Source organism: Nonomuraea fuscirosea (genome assembly GCF_003001935.1).
Classification (GTDB): domain Bacteria; phylum Actinomycetota; class Actinomycetes; order Streptosporangiales; family Streptosporangiaceae; genus Nonomuraea; species Nonomuraea fuscirosea.
Genome location: NZ_PVNG01000002.1, coordinates 592,948 through 610,703, shown reverse-complemented (window position 1 = coordinate 610,703; position 17,756 = coordinate 592,948). Strand labels below are relative to the sequence as shown.

General features: G+C 72.1%; 14 protein-coding genes. 8 read left to right on the top strand and 6 right to left on the bottom strand.

The features are described from left to right. Positions 1 to 6: 6 nt before the first annotated feature. Genes B0I32_RS06260 through B0I32_RS06250 form a run of 3 tightly spaced genes read right to left on the bottom strand, consistent with a single transcriptional unit; the run spans position 7 to position 3,441 of the window. The gene (locus tag B0I32_RS06260) at positions 7 to 1,110 is read right to left on the bottom strand and encodes a 5-methyltetrahydropteroyltriglutamate--homocysteine S-methyltransferase (RefSeq protein WP_106235753.1); all 1,104 of its coding nucleotides are present in this window, start codon (positions 1,108 to 1,110) and stop codon (positions 7 to 9) included. A 6-nt stretch (positions 1,111 to 1,116) separates the two neighbouring features. Next, a complete protein-coding gene (locus tag B0I32_RS06255) occupies positions 1,117 to 2,598 on the bottom strand; it encodes an acyl-CoA synthetase (protein WP_106235751.1) in 1,482 nt (493 codons plus the stop codon). 51 nt (positions 2,599 to 2,649) lie between these two features. After that, entirely contained in the window at positions 2,650 to 3,441 is a 792-nt protein-coding gene (locus B0I32_RS06250) for a PaaX family transcriptional regulator (protein ID WP_245955631.1), read from the bottom strand. A gap of 108 nt (positions 3,442 to 3,549) precedes the next feature. On the opposite strand from B0I32_RS06250, the gene B0I32_RS06245 reads away from it, so the two are divergent. From B0I32_RS06245 to B0I32_RS06225, 5 genes are read left to right on the top strand one after another with little or no spacing between them, the layout of a single operon-like run. Continuing rightward, positions 3,550 to 4,737, top strand: coding sequence for an ABC transporter substrate-binding protein (locus tag B0I32_RS06245; RefSeq protein ID WP_106235748.1), 1,188 nt, complete (start codon positions 3,550 to 3,552; stop codon positions 4,735 to 4,737). A 3-nt stretch (positions 4,738 to 4,740) separates the two neighbouring features. Then, on the top strand, positions 4,741 to 5,511 hold the full coding sequence (locus tag B0I32_RS06240) for an ABC transporter ATP-binding protein (RefSeq protein WP_106235747.1): 771 nt from the start codon (positions 4,741 to 4,743) through the stop codon (positions 5,509 to 5,511). After that, entirely contained in the window at positions 5,508 to 6,167 is a 660-nt protein-coding gene (locus B0I32_RS06235) for an ABC transporter ATP-binding protein (RefSeq protein ID WP_106235745.1), read from the top strand. The genes B0I32_RS06240 and B0I32_RS06235 overlap by 4 nt, the downstream gene beginning before the upstream one ends. Further along, on the top strand, positions 6,164 to 7,024 hold the full coding sequence (locus B0I32_RS06230) for a branched-chain amino acid ABC transporter permease (RefSeq protein ID WP_106235743.1): 861 nt from the start codon (positions 6,164 to 6,166) through the stop codon (positions 7,022 to 7,024). Before B0I32_RS06235 ends, B0I32_RS06230 begins: the two co-directional genes overlap by 4 nt. Beyond that, the gene (locus tag B0I32_RS06225; protein WP_106235742.1) at positions 7,021 to 7,989 is read left to right on the top strand and encodes a branched-chain amino acid ABC transporter permease; all 969 of its coding nucleotides are present in this window, start codon (positions 7,021 to 7,023) and stop codon (positions 7,987 to 7,989) included. Before B0I32_RS06230 ends, B0I32_RS06225 begins: the two co-directional genes overlap by 4 nt. Here B0I32_RS06225 and B0I32_RS06220 read toward each other — a convergent pair. Beyond that, entirely contained in the window at positions 7,957 to 8,697 is a 741-nt protein-coding gene (locus B0I32_RS06220; RefSeq protein WP_181307073.1) for a class I SAM-dependent methyltransferase, read from the bottom strand. The two genes, B0I32_RS06225 and B0I32_RS06220, sit on opposite strands and share 33 nt — an antisense overlap. A 179-nt stretch (positions 8,698 to 8,876) precedes the next feature. Between B0I32_RS06220 and B0I32_RS06215 the strand changes: the two genes are divergently transcribed. After that, positions 8,877 to 10,334: a COG1361 family protein gene (locus B0I32_RS06215; RefSeq protein WP_106235738.1), complete on the top strand. Its 1,458-nt coding sequence runs from the start codon at positions 8,877 to 8,879 to the stop codon at positions 10,332 to 10,334. 32 nt (positions 10,335 to 10,366) lie between these two features. Here B0I32_RS06215 and B0I32_RS06210 read toward each other — a convergent pair whose 3' ends face one another. Then, complete coding sequence (locus B0I32_RS06210) at positions 10,367 to 10,816, bottom strand: Lrp/AsnC family transcriptional regulator (RefSeq protein WP_106236084.1); 450 nt, start codon at positions 10,814 to 10,816, stop codon at positions 10,367 to 10,369. Between the two features lie 173 nt (positions 10,817 to 10,989). Here B0I32_RS06210 and B0I32_RS06205 point away from each other — a divergent pair, with 173 nt between their 5' ends. Continuing rightward, entirely contained in the window at positions 10,990 to 14,346 is a 3,357-nt protein-coding gene (locus tag B0I32_RS06205; protein ID WP_106235737.1) for an indolepyruvate ferredoxin oxidoreductase family protein, read from the top strand. A gap of 224 nt (positions 14,347 to 14,570) precedes the next feature. Beyond that, positions 14,571 to 15,719, top strand: a complete 1,149-nt coding sequence (locus B0I32_RS06200; protein ID WP_106235736.1) for an acyl-CoA dehydrogenase family protein — start codon at positions 14,571 to 14,573, stop codon at positions 15,717 to 15,719. A gap of 414 nt (positions 15,720 to 16,133) precedes the next feature. Here B0I32_RS06200 and B0I32_RS06195 read toward each other — a convergent pair whose 3' ends face one another. Further along, positions 16,134 to 17,597, bottom strand: a complete 1,464-nt coding sequence (locus tag B0I32_RS06195; RefSeq protein WP_106235734.1) for a serine hydrolase domain-containing protein — start codon at positions 17,595 to 17,597, stop codon at positions 16,134 to 16,136. Between the last annotated feature and the right edge of the window lie 159 nt (positions 17,598 to 17,756).

The window sequence follows — 17,756 nt, the reverse complement described above, 5'->3', positions numbered from 1 at the left end:
CCGGCGCTATCCCCACACCTCCTGGGCGGTCTCGACGATCAGGCGCAGCTTGGCGAACTGCTCCTCCGAGGTGAGCTCGTTGCCCTCCAGCGTCGAGGAGAACCCGCACTGCGGCGACAGGCAGAGCTGGTCGAGGTCGACGAACTTGGCCGCCTCGTCGATCCGCCGCTTGAGCGTGTCCTTCGACTCCAGCTCGCCGCGCTTGGTCGTGACCAGGCCGAGCACGACCATCTTGCCGGGCGGCACGTACCGCAGCGGCTCGAAGCCGCCCGAGCGCTCGTCGTCGAACTCCAGGAAGAACCCGTCCACGTTCAGCTCGCCGAAGAGCGCCTCGGCCACGAAGTCGTAGCCGCCGGCGGCGGCCCAGGAGGAGCGGAAGTTGCCCCGGCACATGTGCGTCGTGATCGTCATGCCGGCCGGCTTGGCGGCCAGGGCCGCGTTGATCTGCTTGATGTAGCGCAGGTGCATGTGGTCGGCGTCGTCGCCGCGCTCGCTCAGCTCCGCGCGCTGCGCCGGGTCGTTCAGGTAGGCCAGGCTCGTGTCGTCGAACTGCAGGTACGTGCAGCCCAGCGCGCCGATCCTGCGCACCTGCTCGGCGTAGGCGGCGCTCAGGTCCCGCCAGAACTCCTCCACGTCGGGGTAGACGCCGGGGTCGATGGAGGCGGGACCGCCGCGGTAGTGCACCATGCTCGGCGACGGGATGGTCAGCTTGGGCGTCACCCCCGGCTCCACCGTGTCGCGCAGGAACGCGAAGTCGTCGGCGAAGATCGGCTCGTTCAGCCGGATCCGGTCGTGCACCCGCAGGGCGGCCGGGGTGAACTCGATGTCGCCCTGCTCGTTGTGGAAGCGGACCGTGATCTGCTCGTCGGCGGCCTGGCCGATGCCGCCCAGCTGGTAGATGAAGTCCATGTGCCAGGAGGCCCGGCGGAACTCCCCGTCGGTGGCGCTCTGCAGGCCGGCCTCACGCTGGCCGCGGACGACCGCCCTGATCGCCTCGTCCTCCGCCTCGCGCAGCGCCTCGCCGGTGAGGGTCTGCCGGGCGCGCAGCAACTCCGGCGGGCGGAGCAGGCTGCCGACGTGATCGGCGCGGAAGGGCGGTGAGGTACGCATGGGCGATCATCCTCCGTAGAGCTCTCTCAGCGGGGCCTTGAGCAACTTGCCCGCTGCGTTCTTAGGCAGTTCAGCCACGAATTCAACATATTTCGGGATCTTGTAGCGGGCCAGACGGCCGTCCAGGTGTTTCAGCAACTCCTCCGGCGCGGCCGTGGCGCCGGGGCGCGGCACCACCAGGGCCTTGCCCACCTCGCCCCACTTCTGGTCGGGCACCCCGATCACCGCGCACTCGGCCACCGCCGCGTGCTCGTACAGGGCGCCCTCCACCTCGGCGGGGTAGACGTTCTCGCCGCCGGAGATGATCACGTCCTTGATCCGGTCGGAGATGCGCACGTAGCCGTCCTCGTCGGCGACGCCGACGTCGCCGGAGCGGAACCAGCCGTCGGCGGACAGCACCTCGGCGCTCGCCTCCGGCCGCCGCCAGTAGCCGGGCATCACGTTGGGGCCCTGGACGTAGAGCTCGCCCGGCTCGCCGGGCGCCGCGGGCGAGCCGTCGGGGGCGACCAGGCGGACGTCGGAGAAGAAGTGCGGCACGCCGGCCGTGCCGGCCTTGTCGACGGAGCGCTCGGCGCCCAGGAAGAGCGCGCCGGGCGCGGCCTCCGTCATGCCGTACCCCTGCAGGAACATCAGCCCGCGCTCCTGGTAGGTCCTGATCAGCGGCTCGGGCACGGGCGCGCCCCCGCACAGCAGGTGCCGCAGGCTCGACAGGTCGGCCTTGTCCCAGCGCGGCGAGCGGGTGAGGAAGCCGAACATCGACGGCACCCCGAACATCACCGTCACCCGTTCCGACTCGATCAGGTCGAACGTGCGCTCCACGTCGAACGACGGCTCCAGGATGACCCGCCCGCCCTTGAGCACGCTCGGCACCAGCGTCTGGGCCAGCGCCGCGATGTGGAACAGCGGCGCGCTGATCAGCACCACCTCGTCGTGCGCCAGCGGCACGTCCACGAGCAGGTTGACGGTGTTCCAGGTGAGGTTGCCGTGGGTGAGCATGGCGCCCTTGGGATGGCCCGTGGTGCCCGAGGTGTACATGATCAGGCACACGTCGTCGAGGCCCACGGGCTCGTCGATGGGCTCGGGCGATCCCGACGCCAGCAGCGCCTCGTAGCCGGCGGCGGGCAGGTGCCGTCCCGGTAAGCCCGCGCCGTCGCGTTCCGCGCCGAGCACGAGGACCGCCGGCTCGGCGTCCGTCAAGACGTAACGCAGCTCGGGCAGGGCCAGGCGGGTGTTGAGCGGCACGAACACGGCCCCCAGCAGCCCCGCCGCGAAGAACGTCTCCACCGCCGAGGGCTGGTTGACGCCGAGGAAGGCGACGCGGTCGCCGCGTCGTACCCCGTGGCTGGCGGCCAGCGCCGAGGCCAGCCGGTTCACGCGTTCGCACAGCTCGCGGTAGGTGTGATCGCGCCCCCGGTACGACAGCGCGACCCGCTCCGGCGTCATGCGGGCCCTGCGCGCGGGCCACGACCCCATCCCCTGATTCCGCATCGGCACTCCTCCGCGCTCAAGCCCTCAAGTTAGGCCACTATGCGATCGCTGTCACCGTTCTGCCCAAGTTTCATCGGGCACGGTGTCCAGGAGGTCCGCCACGAGCCGCGCCGCCTCGGGCCGGAACCGCTCGTGCAGCGAGTGGCACACCCGCTGCGCCTTCTCGGCCGGCCAGTCGTGCGGCAGGTGCCGCAGCGGCAGCCGCGGATCGGTCCTGATGATCTGCAGCCAGTCGGTGAGCAGCGTCAGCGACCTGGCCAGGTCGTCGGGGACGTCCGGCGCCGGATCGGCCTGGTCCCAGCGGCGCAGGAAGGCGCGGTAGCGGGCGCCCAGATCGGCCAGGTCGTAGGCGTCGGCGACCAGGGCCTGCATGTCCGTCGGGGGACGCGGTTCGGCGGAGAAGACGCGCACGTTCGCGCCCAGGTCGTCGATCACGCCGGCCGCGTCCACCTCGCCGGGGGCGATCCACAGCCCGTTCTGCAGCGGGCCGAACCCGGCCCAGACCAGCCGGGAGCGCAACTCGTGCCGCTGCCGCTGCCAGGACTCGGGCAGCGAGAAGCCGATCAGGGTCCACCGGTCCTCGTCGGCGTCGTTGACCACGCCGCTGTGCCAGATGCGCCGCTCGCCGTCGCTGAGCACTTCCGCGCTGGTCGGGGTGAGGCCGAAGTACATGCGCCGGCCCGACCGCTGCCGGCGCAGCAGGCCGCGCCGCACCATCCGGGTCAGCGTCGAGCGGGTGGCCTCCTCCGAGATCCCCACCCTGGCGAACGCCTCGATGAAACTGCCCGACGAGACACAGACCCCGCGGCCGTATACGTGGTCCCCGAGGAAGGTCAGAATCACCGACTGAGGCCTCATAACAGCTTGTCTCCCGAAATTCGGCACTCTATTGACAGCCGTAATGTACCTGCCTACATTCGGGGCCACGTCGCCCGGTCCAGGAGGTCCCCGATGCGCAGGCTTCTTCCGTCCCTGGCCTGTTTGCTGCTGGCCGTGACCGCATGTGGCGGAGGCGAGCAGGGCTCCGGCTCCGCAGATCCGATCAAGGTGGGCCTCATCGTCTCCCTGACCGGCAACTACACTCCGCTCGGCAGCGAGGACAAGAAGGCCGTCGAGCTGGCGGTCGAGCAGGTCAACGCCCAGGGCGGGCTGCTGGGCCGCAAGGTCGAGCTCGTCACGCGCGACGACAAGACCGCCCCCGACCAGGGCATCGTGGCCTACAACCAGATCAAGGGCGACATCGACGCGCTGATCGGCCCGGTGTTCTCCAACTCGGCGCTGGCGGTCGAGCCGCTCGCGCAGCGCGACAAGATGCCGTACCTGTCGCTGGCGCCGGCTCAGGAGCAGGTCGAGCCGATAAAGTCCTACATCTTCGTCACCCCCGCCCTGTCCAGCATGTACGCCGAGCGCTTCCTGCAGTACATCCAGGCCGAGGGCATCAAGACGATCGCGGTCGGCTGGGACTCCAAGAGCGCCTACTCGGTCTCCGGCCACGAGTCGATGGTGGCCCTGGCGCCCAAGTACGGCGTGACGATCGCCGTGGACGAGCCGTACGAGACGACCACCTCCGACTTCAGCCCCCTGTTCACCCACGTGCGCGACTCCAAGGCCGAGGCCCTGGTCTTCTGGGGCTCGGGCGCGCCCGGCGTGACGGCGGCCAAGCAGTACGTGGCCTCCGGGCTGAAGACGCCGCTGTTCCTGACCGCGTCGCAGGCCAGCAAGCTGTGGCTGGAGCCGATGGGCGCGGCGGCCGAGGGCATGACCGTGCAGAGCGCCATCGGCGTGGTGGGCGACCACCTGCCCGACGGCAAGCAGAAGCAGGTCATCGAGCAGATGGCCAAGCCGTACCAGGACAAGCACGGTTATCCGCCGCCGCAGTTCGCCCAGGACGGCTACAGCGCCTCGCTGCTGCTGTTCGAGGCCATCAGGAAGGCGAACAGCACGGACAAGACCAAGATCCAGCAGGCGCTCGAGAAGATGGACCTGATCACGCCCAACGGCCGCTTCCGCTACTCCGCCACCGACCACTCCGGCCTGTCGCCCGAGTACATCTCGGTCAACACGGTGAAGAACGGGCAGTTCGTGCCGACGGAGTGGGCCAAGGAGCAGCTCGCCAAGACCGTCAACGCGGCGGGGTGAGGCGTGCCGGAGGAAAGCGCGCTCTCGGTCAGCGGGGTCTCCCGGAGCTTCGGGGGCGTCTACGCCGTCCGCGACGTCTCACTGAGCGTCGCGGACGGCGAAGTCTGCGCGGTGATCGGCCCGAACGGGGCCGGCAAGTCCACCCTGTTCAACCTGATCACCGGGCATCTGGCGGCCGAGCACGGCCAGATCACGTTCCACGGGCACCGGGTGGACCGGCTCGCGCCGCACCGGCGGGCCCGGCTCGGCATGTCGATCGTCTTCCAGGCGGCCCGGGTGTTCGGCGGCATGACGGTCAGGGAGAACGTCATGGTGGGCTCGCACGGCCGCACCAGGGCCGGGTTCGTCTCCGCCGCGCTGCGGCTGCCGCGGCACCGGCGCGACGAGCGTGAGATCGCCGCCGAGGCCGACGTCGCGCTCGAACGCGTGGGGCTGGCCGAATGGGCGGACCGGCCCGCCGACCGGCTGCCGATCGGCCAGCAGCGGGCCCTGCAACTGGCCCGCGCCCTGTGCGCCCGGCCCCGCCTGCTGCTGCTCGACGAGCCCGCCTCCGGGCTGCGCGGCGAGGAGCGCGAGCGCTTGGCGTCGCTGGTGGAGGAGCTGCGGGCGGGCGGGCTGACGATCCTGCTGATCGAGCACGACGTGGCGTTCGTGACCCGGCTGGCCGACCGCATCGTGGTGCTCGACCTGGGCCAGGTGATCGCCGACGGCCCACCGGCCGAGGTCCGCGCCGATCCCCTGGTGCTGGCCGCCTACCTCGGACAGGCCTCATGATCGAAGTCCAGGACCTGGTGGTCTCGTACGGCACCGCGACCGCGCTCGACCACCTCACGCTCACGGTCGGCGAGGGCGAGATGGTGGCCCTGCTCGGCCCGAACGGCGCCGGCAAGTCCACCCTGGCCAACACGCTGGCCGGCATCATCGCCCCCGCGTCCGGCACGGTGCGGATCGGCGGGCGGCTCGCGCTCATCCCCGAGGGCCGCCAGCTCTTCCCCGATCTGTCCGTCGCCGACAACCTCGCCCTCGGCGGCTGGCGCTCGGGCCTGCGCGACCCCTCCTCCGTCTACGAGCTGCTGCCCCGGCTGGCCGAGCTGGCGGGCCGGCGCGCGGGCGTGCTGTCCGGCGGCGAGCAGCAGATGGTGGCGTTCGGGCGGGCGATGATGTCGCGCCCCGAGGTGCTGGTGGTGGACGAGCTGTCGCTCGGGCTCGCGCCCGGTGTCACCGCCGACCTGGCCGCCCATCTGGCCGAACTCAACCGGTCGCAGGGGCTGGCGGTGCTGCTCATCGAGCAGAACGCCCGGCTGGCGTTCGAGCTGTGCTCGCGGGCGTACGTGCTGGAGTCCGGACGGCTGGTGACCGAGGGGGCCTGCGCCGAACTGGCCGACGACCCGCGGGTGGCGGCCGCGTACCTGGGCGGTGCCGTCACATGAGCGCGTTCCTGAGCTATCTGCTGAACGGCCTGGCGGTCGGCTGCGCCATCGCCCTCATCGCCAGCGGCCTGGTCACCATCCACCGCGTCACGGGCGTGGTGAACTTCGCCCAGGGCACGTTCGCCGTCGTCGCCGGACTGTGCACCTCCTCGCTGCTCGGGCTCGGCTTCCCGCACGGGCTGAGCGAGCTGGCCGCCGTGCTCGCGGCGGCGGTGGCGGGGCTGCTGACCGGGCTGGCCGCGATCGGCAAGCGGGGCACCACGCCGCTCGCCTCGCTGATCGTCACGCTCGGGGTGGGCGTGCTCGCGTACGCCGTGGAGATCGTCCTGTGGGGCGACCAGCCGCGCTCGGCCCCCGGGCTGGCGGGCTCGGTGACCGTCGCGGGAGCCCACATCCAGACGCAGCACCTGCTCGTCATCGGCGTCACGGCGGCCACGTTCGTGCTGCTCGCGCTCTTCTTCGGCCGCACCTACCTGGGCAAGGCGCTGACCGCCTGCGCCTCCAACCCCTACGCGGCCCGCGTCGTCGGCATCGACGTCCGCCGCATGGGGCTGCTCGCGTTCGCGCTCGGCGGGCTGCTCGGCGGCATCGCCGGGGTGCTGGTGACGCCGCTGCGGCCGATCTCGTTCGACACGGACGTGACGCTCATCGTCAACGGCTTCGCCGCCGCCGTCTTCGGCGCGCTCACCCGGCCGGTGATCGCGCTCTTCGGTGCGCTGCTGCTCGGCGTGGCCGAGACCATGGCCGCCGGGTACGGCTACGGCTCCCACCAGTTGGAGGTGGCACTCGGCCTGATGATCATCGTCATGATCGTGCAGGCCGGCCGCCGCTCGGCCATCTCGGAGGAGACGGTATGACCAGGTTCGTCAGACCGGCCGCTCTCCTCCTGGTCGCCGCCGTGACCCTCGTGCTCCCGGCGACGCTCGACGACAGCGCGCTGGCCGTCTACATCCTGCTCGGCCTGGCCGCCATCGTCACGGCCGGGGTCTCCCTGCTCATGGGCTACGCCGGCCAGGTCTCGCTCGGGCAGGGCGCCTTCTACGCCATCGGCGCCTACACCGCCGCGCTCCTGTCGCTGGGCGGCGTCCCCCCGCTCGTCGGCCTGCTCGCCGCCCCCGTGGCCGCGGCCGTCTTCGCCCTCGTCATCGGCACGCCGCTGCTCCGCCTGCGCGGCCATCACCTGGCCTTCGCCACGCTCGCCATGCAGCTCATCCTGCTGTCGCTGGCCGGGCAGCTGGAGTTCACCGGCGGGGACATCGGGCTGCAGGCGATCCCGCAGTTCAGCCTGGGCTCGTTCGAGGCCAGCGGGGCGGCGGCGTACGCGTACATGACCTGGGCCGGGCTGGCGGTGGTCATGCTGATCACGCACAACGTGATCTCCTCCCGCCCCGGCCGCGCGTTGCGCGCGCTGGCCACCAGCGAGACGGCCGCCGCCTCATCCGGCATCCCGGTGGGCCGCTACAAGCTGGTGGTCTTCGCCCTGTCGGCCACGTTCGCCGGGCTCGCCGGCGGCATCTACTGCTTCTACACCGGGTACGTCGCGCCGGGGTCCTTCCCCGTGCTCATCTCCATCCAGTACATCGTGATGGCGGTGGTCGGCGGGCTCGGCACGATCTGGGGCGCCGTCGTGGGGGCCACCGCGATCACGCTGCTGGTGCAGGGGCTGGACCGGCTGGCGTCGCTGCCGGGGATGCCGACGTACGCGCCGAGCGTGCTGTCGTACGCGGTGTATGCGCTGGTGCTCATCGTGGTGGTGCTCTTCATGCCGCGCGGCCTGGTGCCGGCCCTGTCACGCCGGCCGGACCGCAGGCCCCGCCGCTGAGCCTTTGACGCATCTCATGACGAGGAAGACGGGATGCCGGGCGGCCTCCGGCCGGCGCGCCGCCCACGCCGGATCCGGCTCCGGCTCGGCCAGCTCGTCCAGCCACAGCTCGTGGCGGCGGAAGGTGTTGACGTACGTCGCCAGCGTCCGGTGGTTGGCGCCCACCTGACGGCGCAGCGACGACTGCTCACCGTCGGCCCGCCACCAGCCCTCGGCCTGGTAACGCGCGTGGGCGGGCCAGGAACCCGAGACGCCGGGGCCGCCGGGGAAGCACGGATGCAGGATCGAGCAGGCGAAGATCCCGCCCGGGCGCAGCGCCGCCGCCGCGGTCGCGACCGCGCCGTCCAGGTCGTCGATGTCGGACAGGCCGAAACCGCACACCACCGCGTCGAACGAGCCCAGCTCCCGCAGCCGCGCCTCGGCGGTGACGTCGGCGTGCAGGTAGCGCACACCCAGCGGGGCCGCGCGCTCGGCGGCCTCCGCCTTGCCGATCAGCGCGGCCGAGATGTCGGCCCCCACGACCTCGGCGCCCCTGCGGGCCAGCTCGCGGCTGATCCGGCCGTGCCCGCAGGCGATCTCCAGCATCCGGCGGCCCGCCACCGGCTCCAGGAGGGCCAGCAGGCGCAGTGAGGCCGGGTCGTCGATGGTGTCGCTCCAGCCGGCCGCGTAGAAGTCGGCGATCTCGTCGTAGCGCGCAACACCTGCCATGGTCCTCACGGTACGCGTGCGGTCCCCGGCTGGAGGAGAGCTGTTCGTCCAGCGCTGAACCCGGCGGGCAAAGATCACGTCATGGAGGCGCATGATTGCGGTCTGACCGGCTTTTCCGCCCGTCCGGAGGGAGGAGGATCGGCCCCGGGCCGAGCACCGTACGACGTCGGGGGTAGGACATGGGCACGCCCAGATTCGGGGCGATCACCGCACTGGTCGCGCTGGCCGCCGCTCTCTGGCCCGCCCCGGTCACAGCCGTGGCCCCACGGCCACCCGCCCCCGTCGACGACTCCGCCCGCGACTCCCGGCGGTTGTGGCCTTCCGCCGGCGACCCCGGCGACCTCCGCGATCCCGGGCTGCCCTCGGCGCGGGCCCCGCGCCATCCTGGGCTGCCCTCCGTGCGGGACCCACGCCGGCCCGGGCTGCCCTCCGCGCGGAAATCGGGCCAGCCCGGGCCGCCCTCCGTCCGTGACCCCCGGCGTCCCCGGCCTCCGGCAGGTGAGGCGGGCAACTCCGGGCGTTCGGCCGGTGACCTGGCCGTGCCACCGCCGCCGGTCAGGAACGCGATCCTGCGCGTCACCGACGTGCTCACCCCCGACCCCCTGATCGCCGGGGCGAGGGCCGTCTACGCCCTGACCGTGGCGAACACCGGTGACCGCGACGCCGACGACGTCCTCGTCACGGGTCTGCTCGACGAGAACCTCGCCCTCGGCCTGCTGCCCGCCGACTGCTCCGCGACCGGGCACACCGTCGTCTGCGGCGGCTCCGGCCTGACGATCGCGCCGGGCCGCGACATCACGTACGAGCTCCCCGTCACGACCAGCCCCGCGCTCCCCGACGGCACGAACCTCACCAACCGCGCCTACGTCACCTCCCCGAACGCGACCGCCGACGAGGCCCAGCTCATCATCCGGGCCCGGTCCGTGGCCGACGTGGAGATCGTCAAGCACGCCCCGGCCACGGCCCCGACCGGCGGCACCGTCGCGTACCGGCTGACGGTCGTCAACCACGGCCCGTCGCAGGCGGTGGACGTCACCGTGCAGGACCATCTCGGCGGCGACGGCGCCACGCTGCCCGCCGAATGCTCCGCCGCCGGACCGGCCCTCACCTGTCCCCTCGGGGTGCTCGACCCGGACGAGCGCAGGACGTTCGGCTACACCGTCGTCCCCGGCGTCGCCGGGCTGATGGAGGGCTGCGCCACCGTGCACACCGGCGGGCGTGAGCGGAACACCGCGGACAACCGTTCCTGCGCCGGCACCACCGTCATGGGCGACCCGCCGTCGTCGGACCCCGCGCTCGGCACCGGCGAGACGACCGACGAGGTCGCCGAGGAGGCCGCGGACGAGACGGCCGGCGGGACGGGTGACGGGGCGGCGCGGAGCCGGGAGCATGACGCGCGCGGCCATCATGAGAAGGCGGGGCAGGCCGGGCCCGGGAATGCTGACGGCCAGGACGAGCCGAAGTCCCTCGCCGCCGGCGGCGAGGTGCCGGCGCCCGCGCACCACCGGACCCAGTCCCTCCCCCTGACCGGCGCGTCGCTCTGGATGCTCGGCCTGGGCGTCGCCGTGCTGCTCGCGATCGGCCTGCTCGTCCGCTCGTTCTCCCGCCGCGACCCGCACCCCGGGCGAACCCGCTGACCTGCTCAGGGCACCGGCGCGTCCCGCAGGTCCTACGGCACCGGCGCGTCTCTGGTCCACGACCCGAGCACCAGGAGCGTCTTCGTCCCCGTGACGTCGCCGGCCCTGCGCAGCCGGTCGATGACCTTCTGCAGGTGCCCGAGGTCCCGCACCCGTACGTGGATCAGCGCGTCCGGGTCACCGGCGATGGTGAAGACGGCCTGCACCTCGGCCACGTCCGCCGCGGTGCGGATGATCTCGCTGACCGGCGTCGTGCCCGGATAACGCAGCTCGGTGAACGCCTCGATCCCCCACCCGAGCTTGGCGTAGTCGATCTGCACCGAGAAGCCGGTGATCACCCCGAGCTCGCGCAGCCGGTCCACCCGCCGCTTGACCGCCGCCACCGACAGCCCGATCCGCTCGGCCATCTCGGAGAACGTCCTGCGCCCGTCCTCCCGCAGCAGCCGCAGCACGTGATGATCGATCTCGTCGATCTCAGGCACGGAGAACGCCCCCTTCCGGCGCAAACAAATCGAGCCGGGAACCCCCATCGACTCAGTTTGTTTGCGTCTTCGACCCACTTTCTCCTCTAATACTTGCGCACATCCTGCCCGGGTTGCTGTGCTGAGAATCTCACGTCAGCGCCCAGCACGTACGACAGCCAGGAGGTTCGAGCGTGAGCGAGACTCCCGCCCCCGTATCGCTCGACGACAAGTACACCGCGTCCGGCGGCCGGGTGCTCATCTCCGGCATCCAGGCCCTGGTCCGCCTGACGCTGGAGCAGCGCCGCCTCGATCAGGCCCGCGGCCTGGACACCCGGGTGTTCGTCTCCGGCTACCAGGGCTCGCCGCTCGCGGGCGTCGACCTGGAGATGGGCCGGGCCAAGCGGTTCCTGGACGAGGCGGGCGTGGTGTTCCAGGCCGGCCTGAACGAGGAACTGGCCGCCACGTCGGTGGCCGGCACCCAGCTGCTCGGCCAGGTCCCCGGCCGCAGGCACCAGGGCGTCACCGGCTTCTGGTACGGCAAGAACCCCGGCCTCGACCGCGCCGCCGACGCCATCAGGCACGCCAACGTGGCGGGCACCGCGCCGCTCGGCGGCGCCGTGGCCTGGATCGGCGACGACCCCGGCTGCAAGTCCTCCACGCTGCCCAGCTCGTGCGAGCCGATGTGCCAGAGCCTGTCGATGCCGCTGCTCGCGCCCTCCTCCGTGGCCGAGATCATCGAGTACGGACTGCACGCGGTGGCCATGTCGCGGGCCACCGGCCTGTGGGTGGGCCTGAAGATCGTCGCCGACGTCGCCGACGCCTCGTCCACCGTCGACCTCGATCCGCTGCGCGCGGGCGTCCCCGTCCCCGGACAGGAGTCCAGGGCCCCGTCCCCCATCCTGCTCGGCGCGGCCGCCCTGGACGCCGAGCACGACCTGTTCACCCGCCGCCTCGACCTGGCCCGCGCCTACGCCCGCGCGCACGGCCTCAACCGGATCATGTCCGGCGCCGGCAACACCAGGCTGGGCGTGCTCGCCTCGGGCGCCACGTACGCGATCGTCGAGCGGGCCCTGTCGGATCTCGGCCTCGACGAGGCGGCGCGGGACGAGCTGGGCCTGCGCCTGATCAGGCTGGCGATGCCGTTCCCCGTCGACGCTGGCGAGCTGGCCGCCATGACCTCCGACCTGGACAAGGTGCTGGTGGTCGAGGACAAGGTGCCGTTCCTGGAAGGGCACCTCAAGCAGGCCCTGTACGGCGGCGAGCGGGCCCCCGCCGTGGTGGGCCGCGAACTGCTGACCGCCAGGGGCACGCTCAGCGCCGAGGACGTGGCCAAGGCCGTCGCCACCTGCCTCGGCCTCACTCCGCCACGCAGGGAGCGGCGGCGCGGCCTGCTGCCGGTGGTCGCCGCGCGCACCCCGTACTTCTGCTCCGGCTGCCCGCACAACACCTCCACCCGCACCGCCGACGACACGCTGGTCGGCGTCGGCATCGGCTGCCACGCGATGATCGCGCTGGACGGGCACGGGCGCGGCACGCAGGTCGGCATCACCCAGATGGGCGGCGAGGGCGCCCAGTGGATCGGGCTGGCGCCGTTCACCGAGGACCGGCATTTCGTGCAGAACATCGGCGACGGCACCTTCCACCACTCCGGCTCCCTGGCGATCAGGGCCGCCGTCGCGGCGGGGGTGACGATGACGTACAAGCTGCTCTACAACGACGCCGTGGCCATGACCGGCGGGCAGCGCGCCGAGGGGCGGCTGGACGTGCCCGCGCTCACCGAGGAGCTGGCCGTCGAGGGTGTCCGCAAGATCGTGGTCACCACGCCGGAGCCGGAGACGTACCGGGGGGTGCGGCTGGCGCCGATCGCCTCCGTACGGCACCGCGACGACCTGCCCGAGGTCGAGAAGGAGCTGGCCGCGGCCGGCGGCGTCACCGTGCTCATCCACGACGACCGCTGCGCCGCCGAGGAGCGGCGGCTGCGCAAGCGCGGCAAGGTGCCCGCGGCGGCCGAGAAGGTGCTGATCAACGAGCGCGTCTGCGAGGGCTGCGGCGACTGCGGCGACGTCTCGACGTGCCTGTCCGTGCAGCCGGTCGAGACCGAGTACGGCCGCAAGACCCGCATCCACCAGGCGTCCTGCAACACGGATTTGAGCTGCCTCAAGGGCGACTGCCCTTCGTTCCTCCTGGTCGAGCCGGGCGCCGGGAAGCCGCGCACCTCGCCGCCACCCCTCCCCGTCCACCTCACCGAGCCCGCCACCCACCACGGGGCCGGGGACTCGGTGCTGGTCAGGATGCCCGGCATCGGCGGCACCGGCGTCGTCACCGTCTCCCAGATCCTGCAGATGGCCGCCCACCTCGACGGCCTGCACGCCGCCGGAATCGAGCAGACCGGGCTCGCGCAGAAGGGCGGGCCCGTGGTCAGCGACGTGCGGCTGTCCAGGCGTCCGCTCGCCGGGTCCGTACGCGCCTCGCAGGGCGGCGCGGACGTCATCATCGGCTTCGACGTGCTCGGCGCGGCGGCCGACGCCACCCTCGCCGTGGCCTCGCCGGAGCACACCGTCGCCGTGCTCAACACCGCCGTCGTCCCCACCGCCGCCATGGTGACCGGCCGCGTACCGGTGCCGGGACACGCCGACGCGGTCACGCGGGTCGCCTCGGCCACCAAGGAGCAGCTCTGCGTGGACGCCCACGCCCTGTCCGAGGCGCTGTTCGGCGACCACATGCCGGCCAACCTGCTGCTGCTCGGGGCCGCGTACCAGCGTGGCTGCCTGCCCGTCGGCGCCGACGCGATCGAGCGGGCCATCACGCTCAACCGGGCCGCCGTCGAGCAGAACCTGGCCGCCTTCCGCTGGGGGCGGGCCGCCGTGGCCGACCCGGAGGCCGTCCGCCGGGCGGCGCTCCCCGGCTCGGAGCCGGAAGCGCCGCAGAAGCTGGACGAGGTCGTGGCCACCCGGGTCGCCGATCTGACGGGCTACCAGAACGCGACCTACGCCCGTACGTACGCCGACGACGTCCGTCAGGTGACGGCGCTGGCCGTCGAACGCGCGGGCGCGGAGCCCGGCGCCGCCATCGCCACCGCCTACGCCCGCGGCCTGCACAAACTGATGGCCTACAAGGACGAGTACGAGGTCGCCCGCCTCCACCTCGACCCCGCCGAGGTCGCCCGGCGCGAGCGCGAGTTCGGCGCGGACGCCGTCGTGTCGGTGCTGCTGCACCCGCCGGTGCTGCGCGCGATGGGCATGAAGCGCAAGATCCGCCTGCGCCGTTCGGCCGGCGTCCTGTTCCGCGGCCTGCGCGCCGCCCGCGTCCTGCGCGGAACCGCGTTCGACGTCTTCGGCCGGGCCGAGGTCCGCCGGGTCGAGCGCGAGCTGGTCACCGAGTACCGCACCCTGGTCCACACCGCCCTGACCCGCCTCACTCCCGCCAACGCGGCGGCGGTCGAGGAACTCGCGGGGCTGCCGGAGCTGATCCGGGGGTACGAGGACATCAAGCTCGCCCGGGTCGCGGAGTTCCGCGACCGCGCCAAGAAGACCCTGGAAACCCTGTGACCACGCCGGCGAACCGACGGAACACCACCGAGGCCCTCCACCCCATGGACCAGCACAACCAACCTCCACCCCACGAACCAGAGCAACTAACCTCCACCCCGCGGACCAGCACAACTAACCTCCACCAGACAGACCAGAGCAGCTAACCTCCAACCCATCAGCCCAGAACAGTTGACGTGCTACCCCACCAGAGGTGACGTCGACCGCCACCAGGAGCTCGAACCGTGACTTTTGCCCCAGTTGACCGGCTGCTGCCCGACCAGGACGCCCGCGACCTCATCGAGCTCACCAGGGAGATCGCCGACAAGGAACTGGCGCGCCGGGTGGACGAGCACGAGCGGGCGGAGACGTACCCGGAGGGGCTGTTCGCCACGCTGGGCGCGGCTGGGCTGCTCGGCCTGCCCTACCCGGAGGAGCACGGCGGGGGCGCGCAGCCGTACGAGGTGTACCTCCAGGTCATCGAGGAGCTGGCGATGCGCTGGGCCGCCGTCGCGGTGGCGACCAGCGTGCACACGCTGGCCTGCTTTCCGGTGGCGACGTACGGCACGCCCGAGCAGCGCGAGCGGTGGCTGCCCGACCTCCTGGCCGGGCGTCTCATCGGCGGCTACAGCCTGTCGGAGCCCCAGGCCGGCTCCGACGCCGGCGCGCTGACCTGCAAGGCGGAACGGGTCGAGCACGGCTACCGGATCACCGGCAACAAGGCGTGGATCACCCATGGCGGCATCGCCGACTTCTACGCCCTGTTCGCCCGCACGGGCGAGGGCTCCCGAGGCATCTCCTGCTTCCTCGCCCCCGGCGCCGCCGACGGCCTGACGTTCGGCCGCCCGGAGGAGAAGATGGGCCTGCACGCCGTCCCCACGACCAGCGCGCATTGGGACGGGGCCATCCTGGACGCCGACCGCCTGATCGGCGAGGAGGGCCAGGGCCTGCAGATCGCCTTCAGCGCCCTCGACTCGGGCCGCCTCGGCATCGCCGCCTGCGCGACCGGCCTGGCCCAGGCGGCCCTGGACGAGGCGGTGGCGTACGCGAAGGAACGGCAGACATTCGGCAAGAAGATCATCGACCACCAGGGCCTCGGCTTCCTCCTGGCCGACATGGCCGCCGGCGTCGACACCGCCCGCGCCACCTACTTGGACGCGGCCCGCCGCCGCGACGCCGGCCTCCCGTACAGCCGCCAGGCCAGCGTCGCCAAACTGGTGGCCACGGACACGGCGATGAAGGTCACCACGGACGCGGTGCAGGTACTGGGCGGGTACGGGTACACACGGGAGTTCCGGGTCGAGCGCTACATGCGCGAAGCCAAGATCATGCAGATCTTCGAGGGCACCAACCAGATCCAGCGCCTCGTCATCAGCCGTCACCTGGCCAAGTAGCCCCTGACGTGTGGAACCCCGCTTTCCCGGTGATGGAAGGCGGGGTTCGCTCGTCTTCAGGTCGTGTCCCTCTTCGGGTGCGGTGATGTAGCGGTTCCGCCTGCGGCGGTCCTGGTCCGGTGGCGCGATCACTTCCGCCTTGACGAGTGCGGGCTTCCGTACGATCTCGCCGTAGGTCCGGGACTTGATGTGACGGTCATCCGTCCAGCGGAAGAGCAGGTCGTGCGTGCGCGACCTGCAAGTCGCTTCCAGGTGCTGTCTCGACATCACGTCGCGCGATCTTGCGGGGGTTGACGACAGCCGGCATGTGCGGGCCCGTGGTGACAGAGCTGGGGTGGAAGGCTCGGCGCGGGCGAGTGAGCTGTCTGACGGGCCCGCGCCACCTCCGCCAGGTCGTACGCCTCCTAACCGTCGTCAATCGATCTTGGGGGTGGCGCGCATGCCGACGTACACGCAGGCCGTTCCGTCGGCCAGGGTGGAGAAGACTACGGGCATGTGGTCCTCGCTGAAGGACGGGCCCGCCCCCGTGGCCGCGAAGACGGTCTGGGTCACCGGGAGCAGCTCCATGTCCAGGGGCGGGGACATCTCCTTCATGTCGTCCACGAACTCGTAACGCATGCGCAGGCCGTCACCGTCGTCATCACCGGCGCCTCCGCCGTCGTGGCTGACGGTGATGACGACACCGGCGCGCCGGTAGGTGCCGAGCAGCGGGGTGACGTCCACGGTGGAGGGTTGGGCGGGCGGGCCGAAGGGGGCGGGCATGGCGACGCCGGCGAATTCGGCGAGCAGATCACGGAACAGGTCGGCGTACAGGAGGCGGGCGCTGCCGCCGTTGGTCAGCAGGACCAGGGCGAGGCCGGCGTGCGGGACGACGCGCAGGTAGGCGTACTGGCCGATGGCGGCGCCGTCGTGGCCGTAACCGGGTATGCCGTTCCAGTCGTAGAGGGTCCAGCCAAGGCCCCAGCCATCGGCGGAGACGGTCCACTTGTCGGGCACGTCGGTCTCGCGGCGCTGCATGGCGGCGACCGCCTCGGCCGACAGCACGGGGCCGCCGCCTGCCAGGTGCATGGCGGCCAGGCGAGCCATGTCGCCGGCGGAGGTGATGACGCGACCGGCGGGGCCGGCCGAGCGCGGCATGAGGTCCCAGGCGGGGGCCGGGTCGGGGTCGGTGCCGGGCTCGCCCAGGTGGCTCATCGCGGCCGGGAAGCGCAGCGCCTCCTCCGGCAGCGTCATCGAACGCTCCAGGCCGAGCGGGGTGAACAGCAGGTCCTTGAGGGCTTGGTCCCAGGTACGGCCGGTAAGGACCTCGATGAGGCGACCCAGCACGATGTAGCCGAGCCCGCCGTAGGAGATCGCGGTGCCGGGCGGGCAGTCCAGCGGCACGTCCCGGGCGGCCTCGACGTAGCGGGCCAGGCAGTCGTCGCCGCGCCCGCCGTCGTAGTTGAAGTCGTTGGTGACGCCGCCGGTGTGCGACAGGAGCTGGCGGACGGTGATCGTCCGGGTGGCCACGGGGTCGGGGGTGGCGAACTCGGGCAGGACGTCGGCCACCCGGGTGTCCAGCGTCAGCCGGCCCTCGTCGATCAGCCGCATGACGACGGTGGCCGTGTAGACCTTGGCGATCGACCCGGCCAGGAACACCGAGTCGGTCGTCGCCTCCACGCCGGTGCCTCGGTGCAGCACGCCGCTCGCCAGCTCGTGCACCCGCCCGTTGACCAACACCGCCAGCGACGCGCCCGGCACGTGGTGCCGCCGGCGCAGCTCGTCGAGGCGCGCCTGCCAGCGGGCCAGGTCGAAGGTCCGCCCCTGCGAGCCGGCACTCCCCCAGTCCCCGTCCGCCGTCCAGCCACCCTGCTCGGTCCACTGCACGTTCGTCGCCATGCTTTCCTCCGGTACGTCGTTCCGCCGTTGCGAACACTGTACGCATAACGGATCATCGTGCGCAATTGCGCACGGCGACTACGGCCAAGATGATCGGCAGACCTGAAGCGCCACCCGGCGGCGGTTCGACTGTGCGGTTCTGCGGCACGGCTGTGCGGC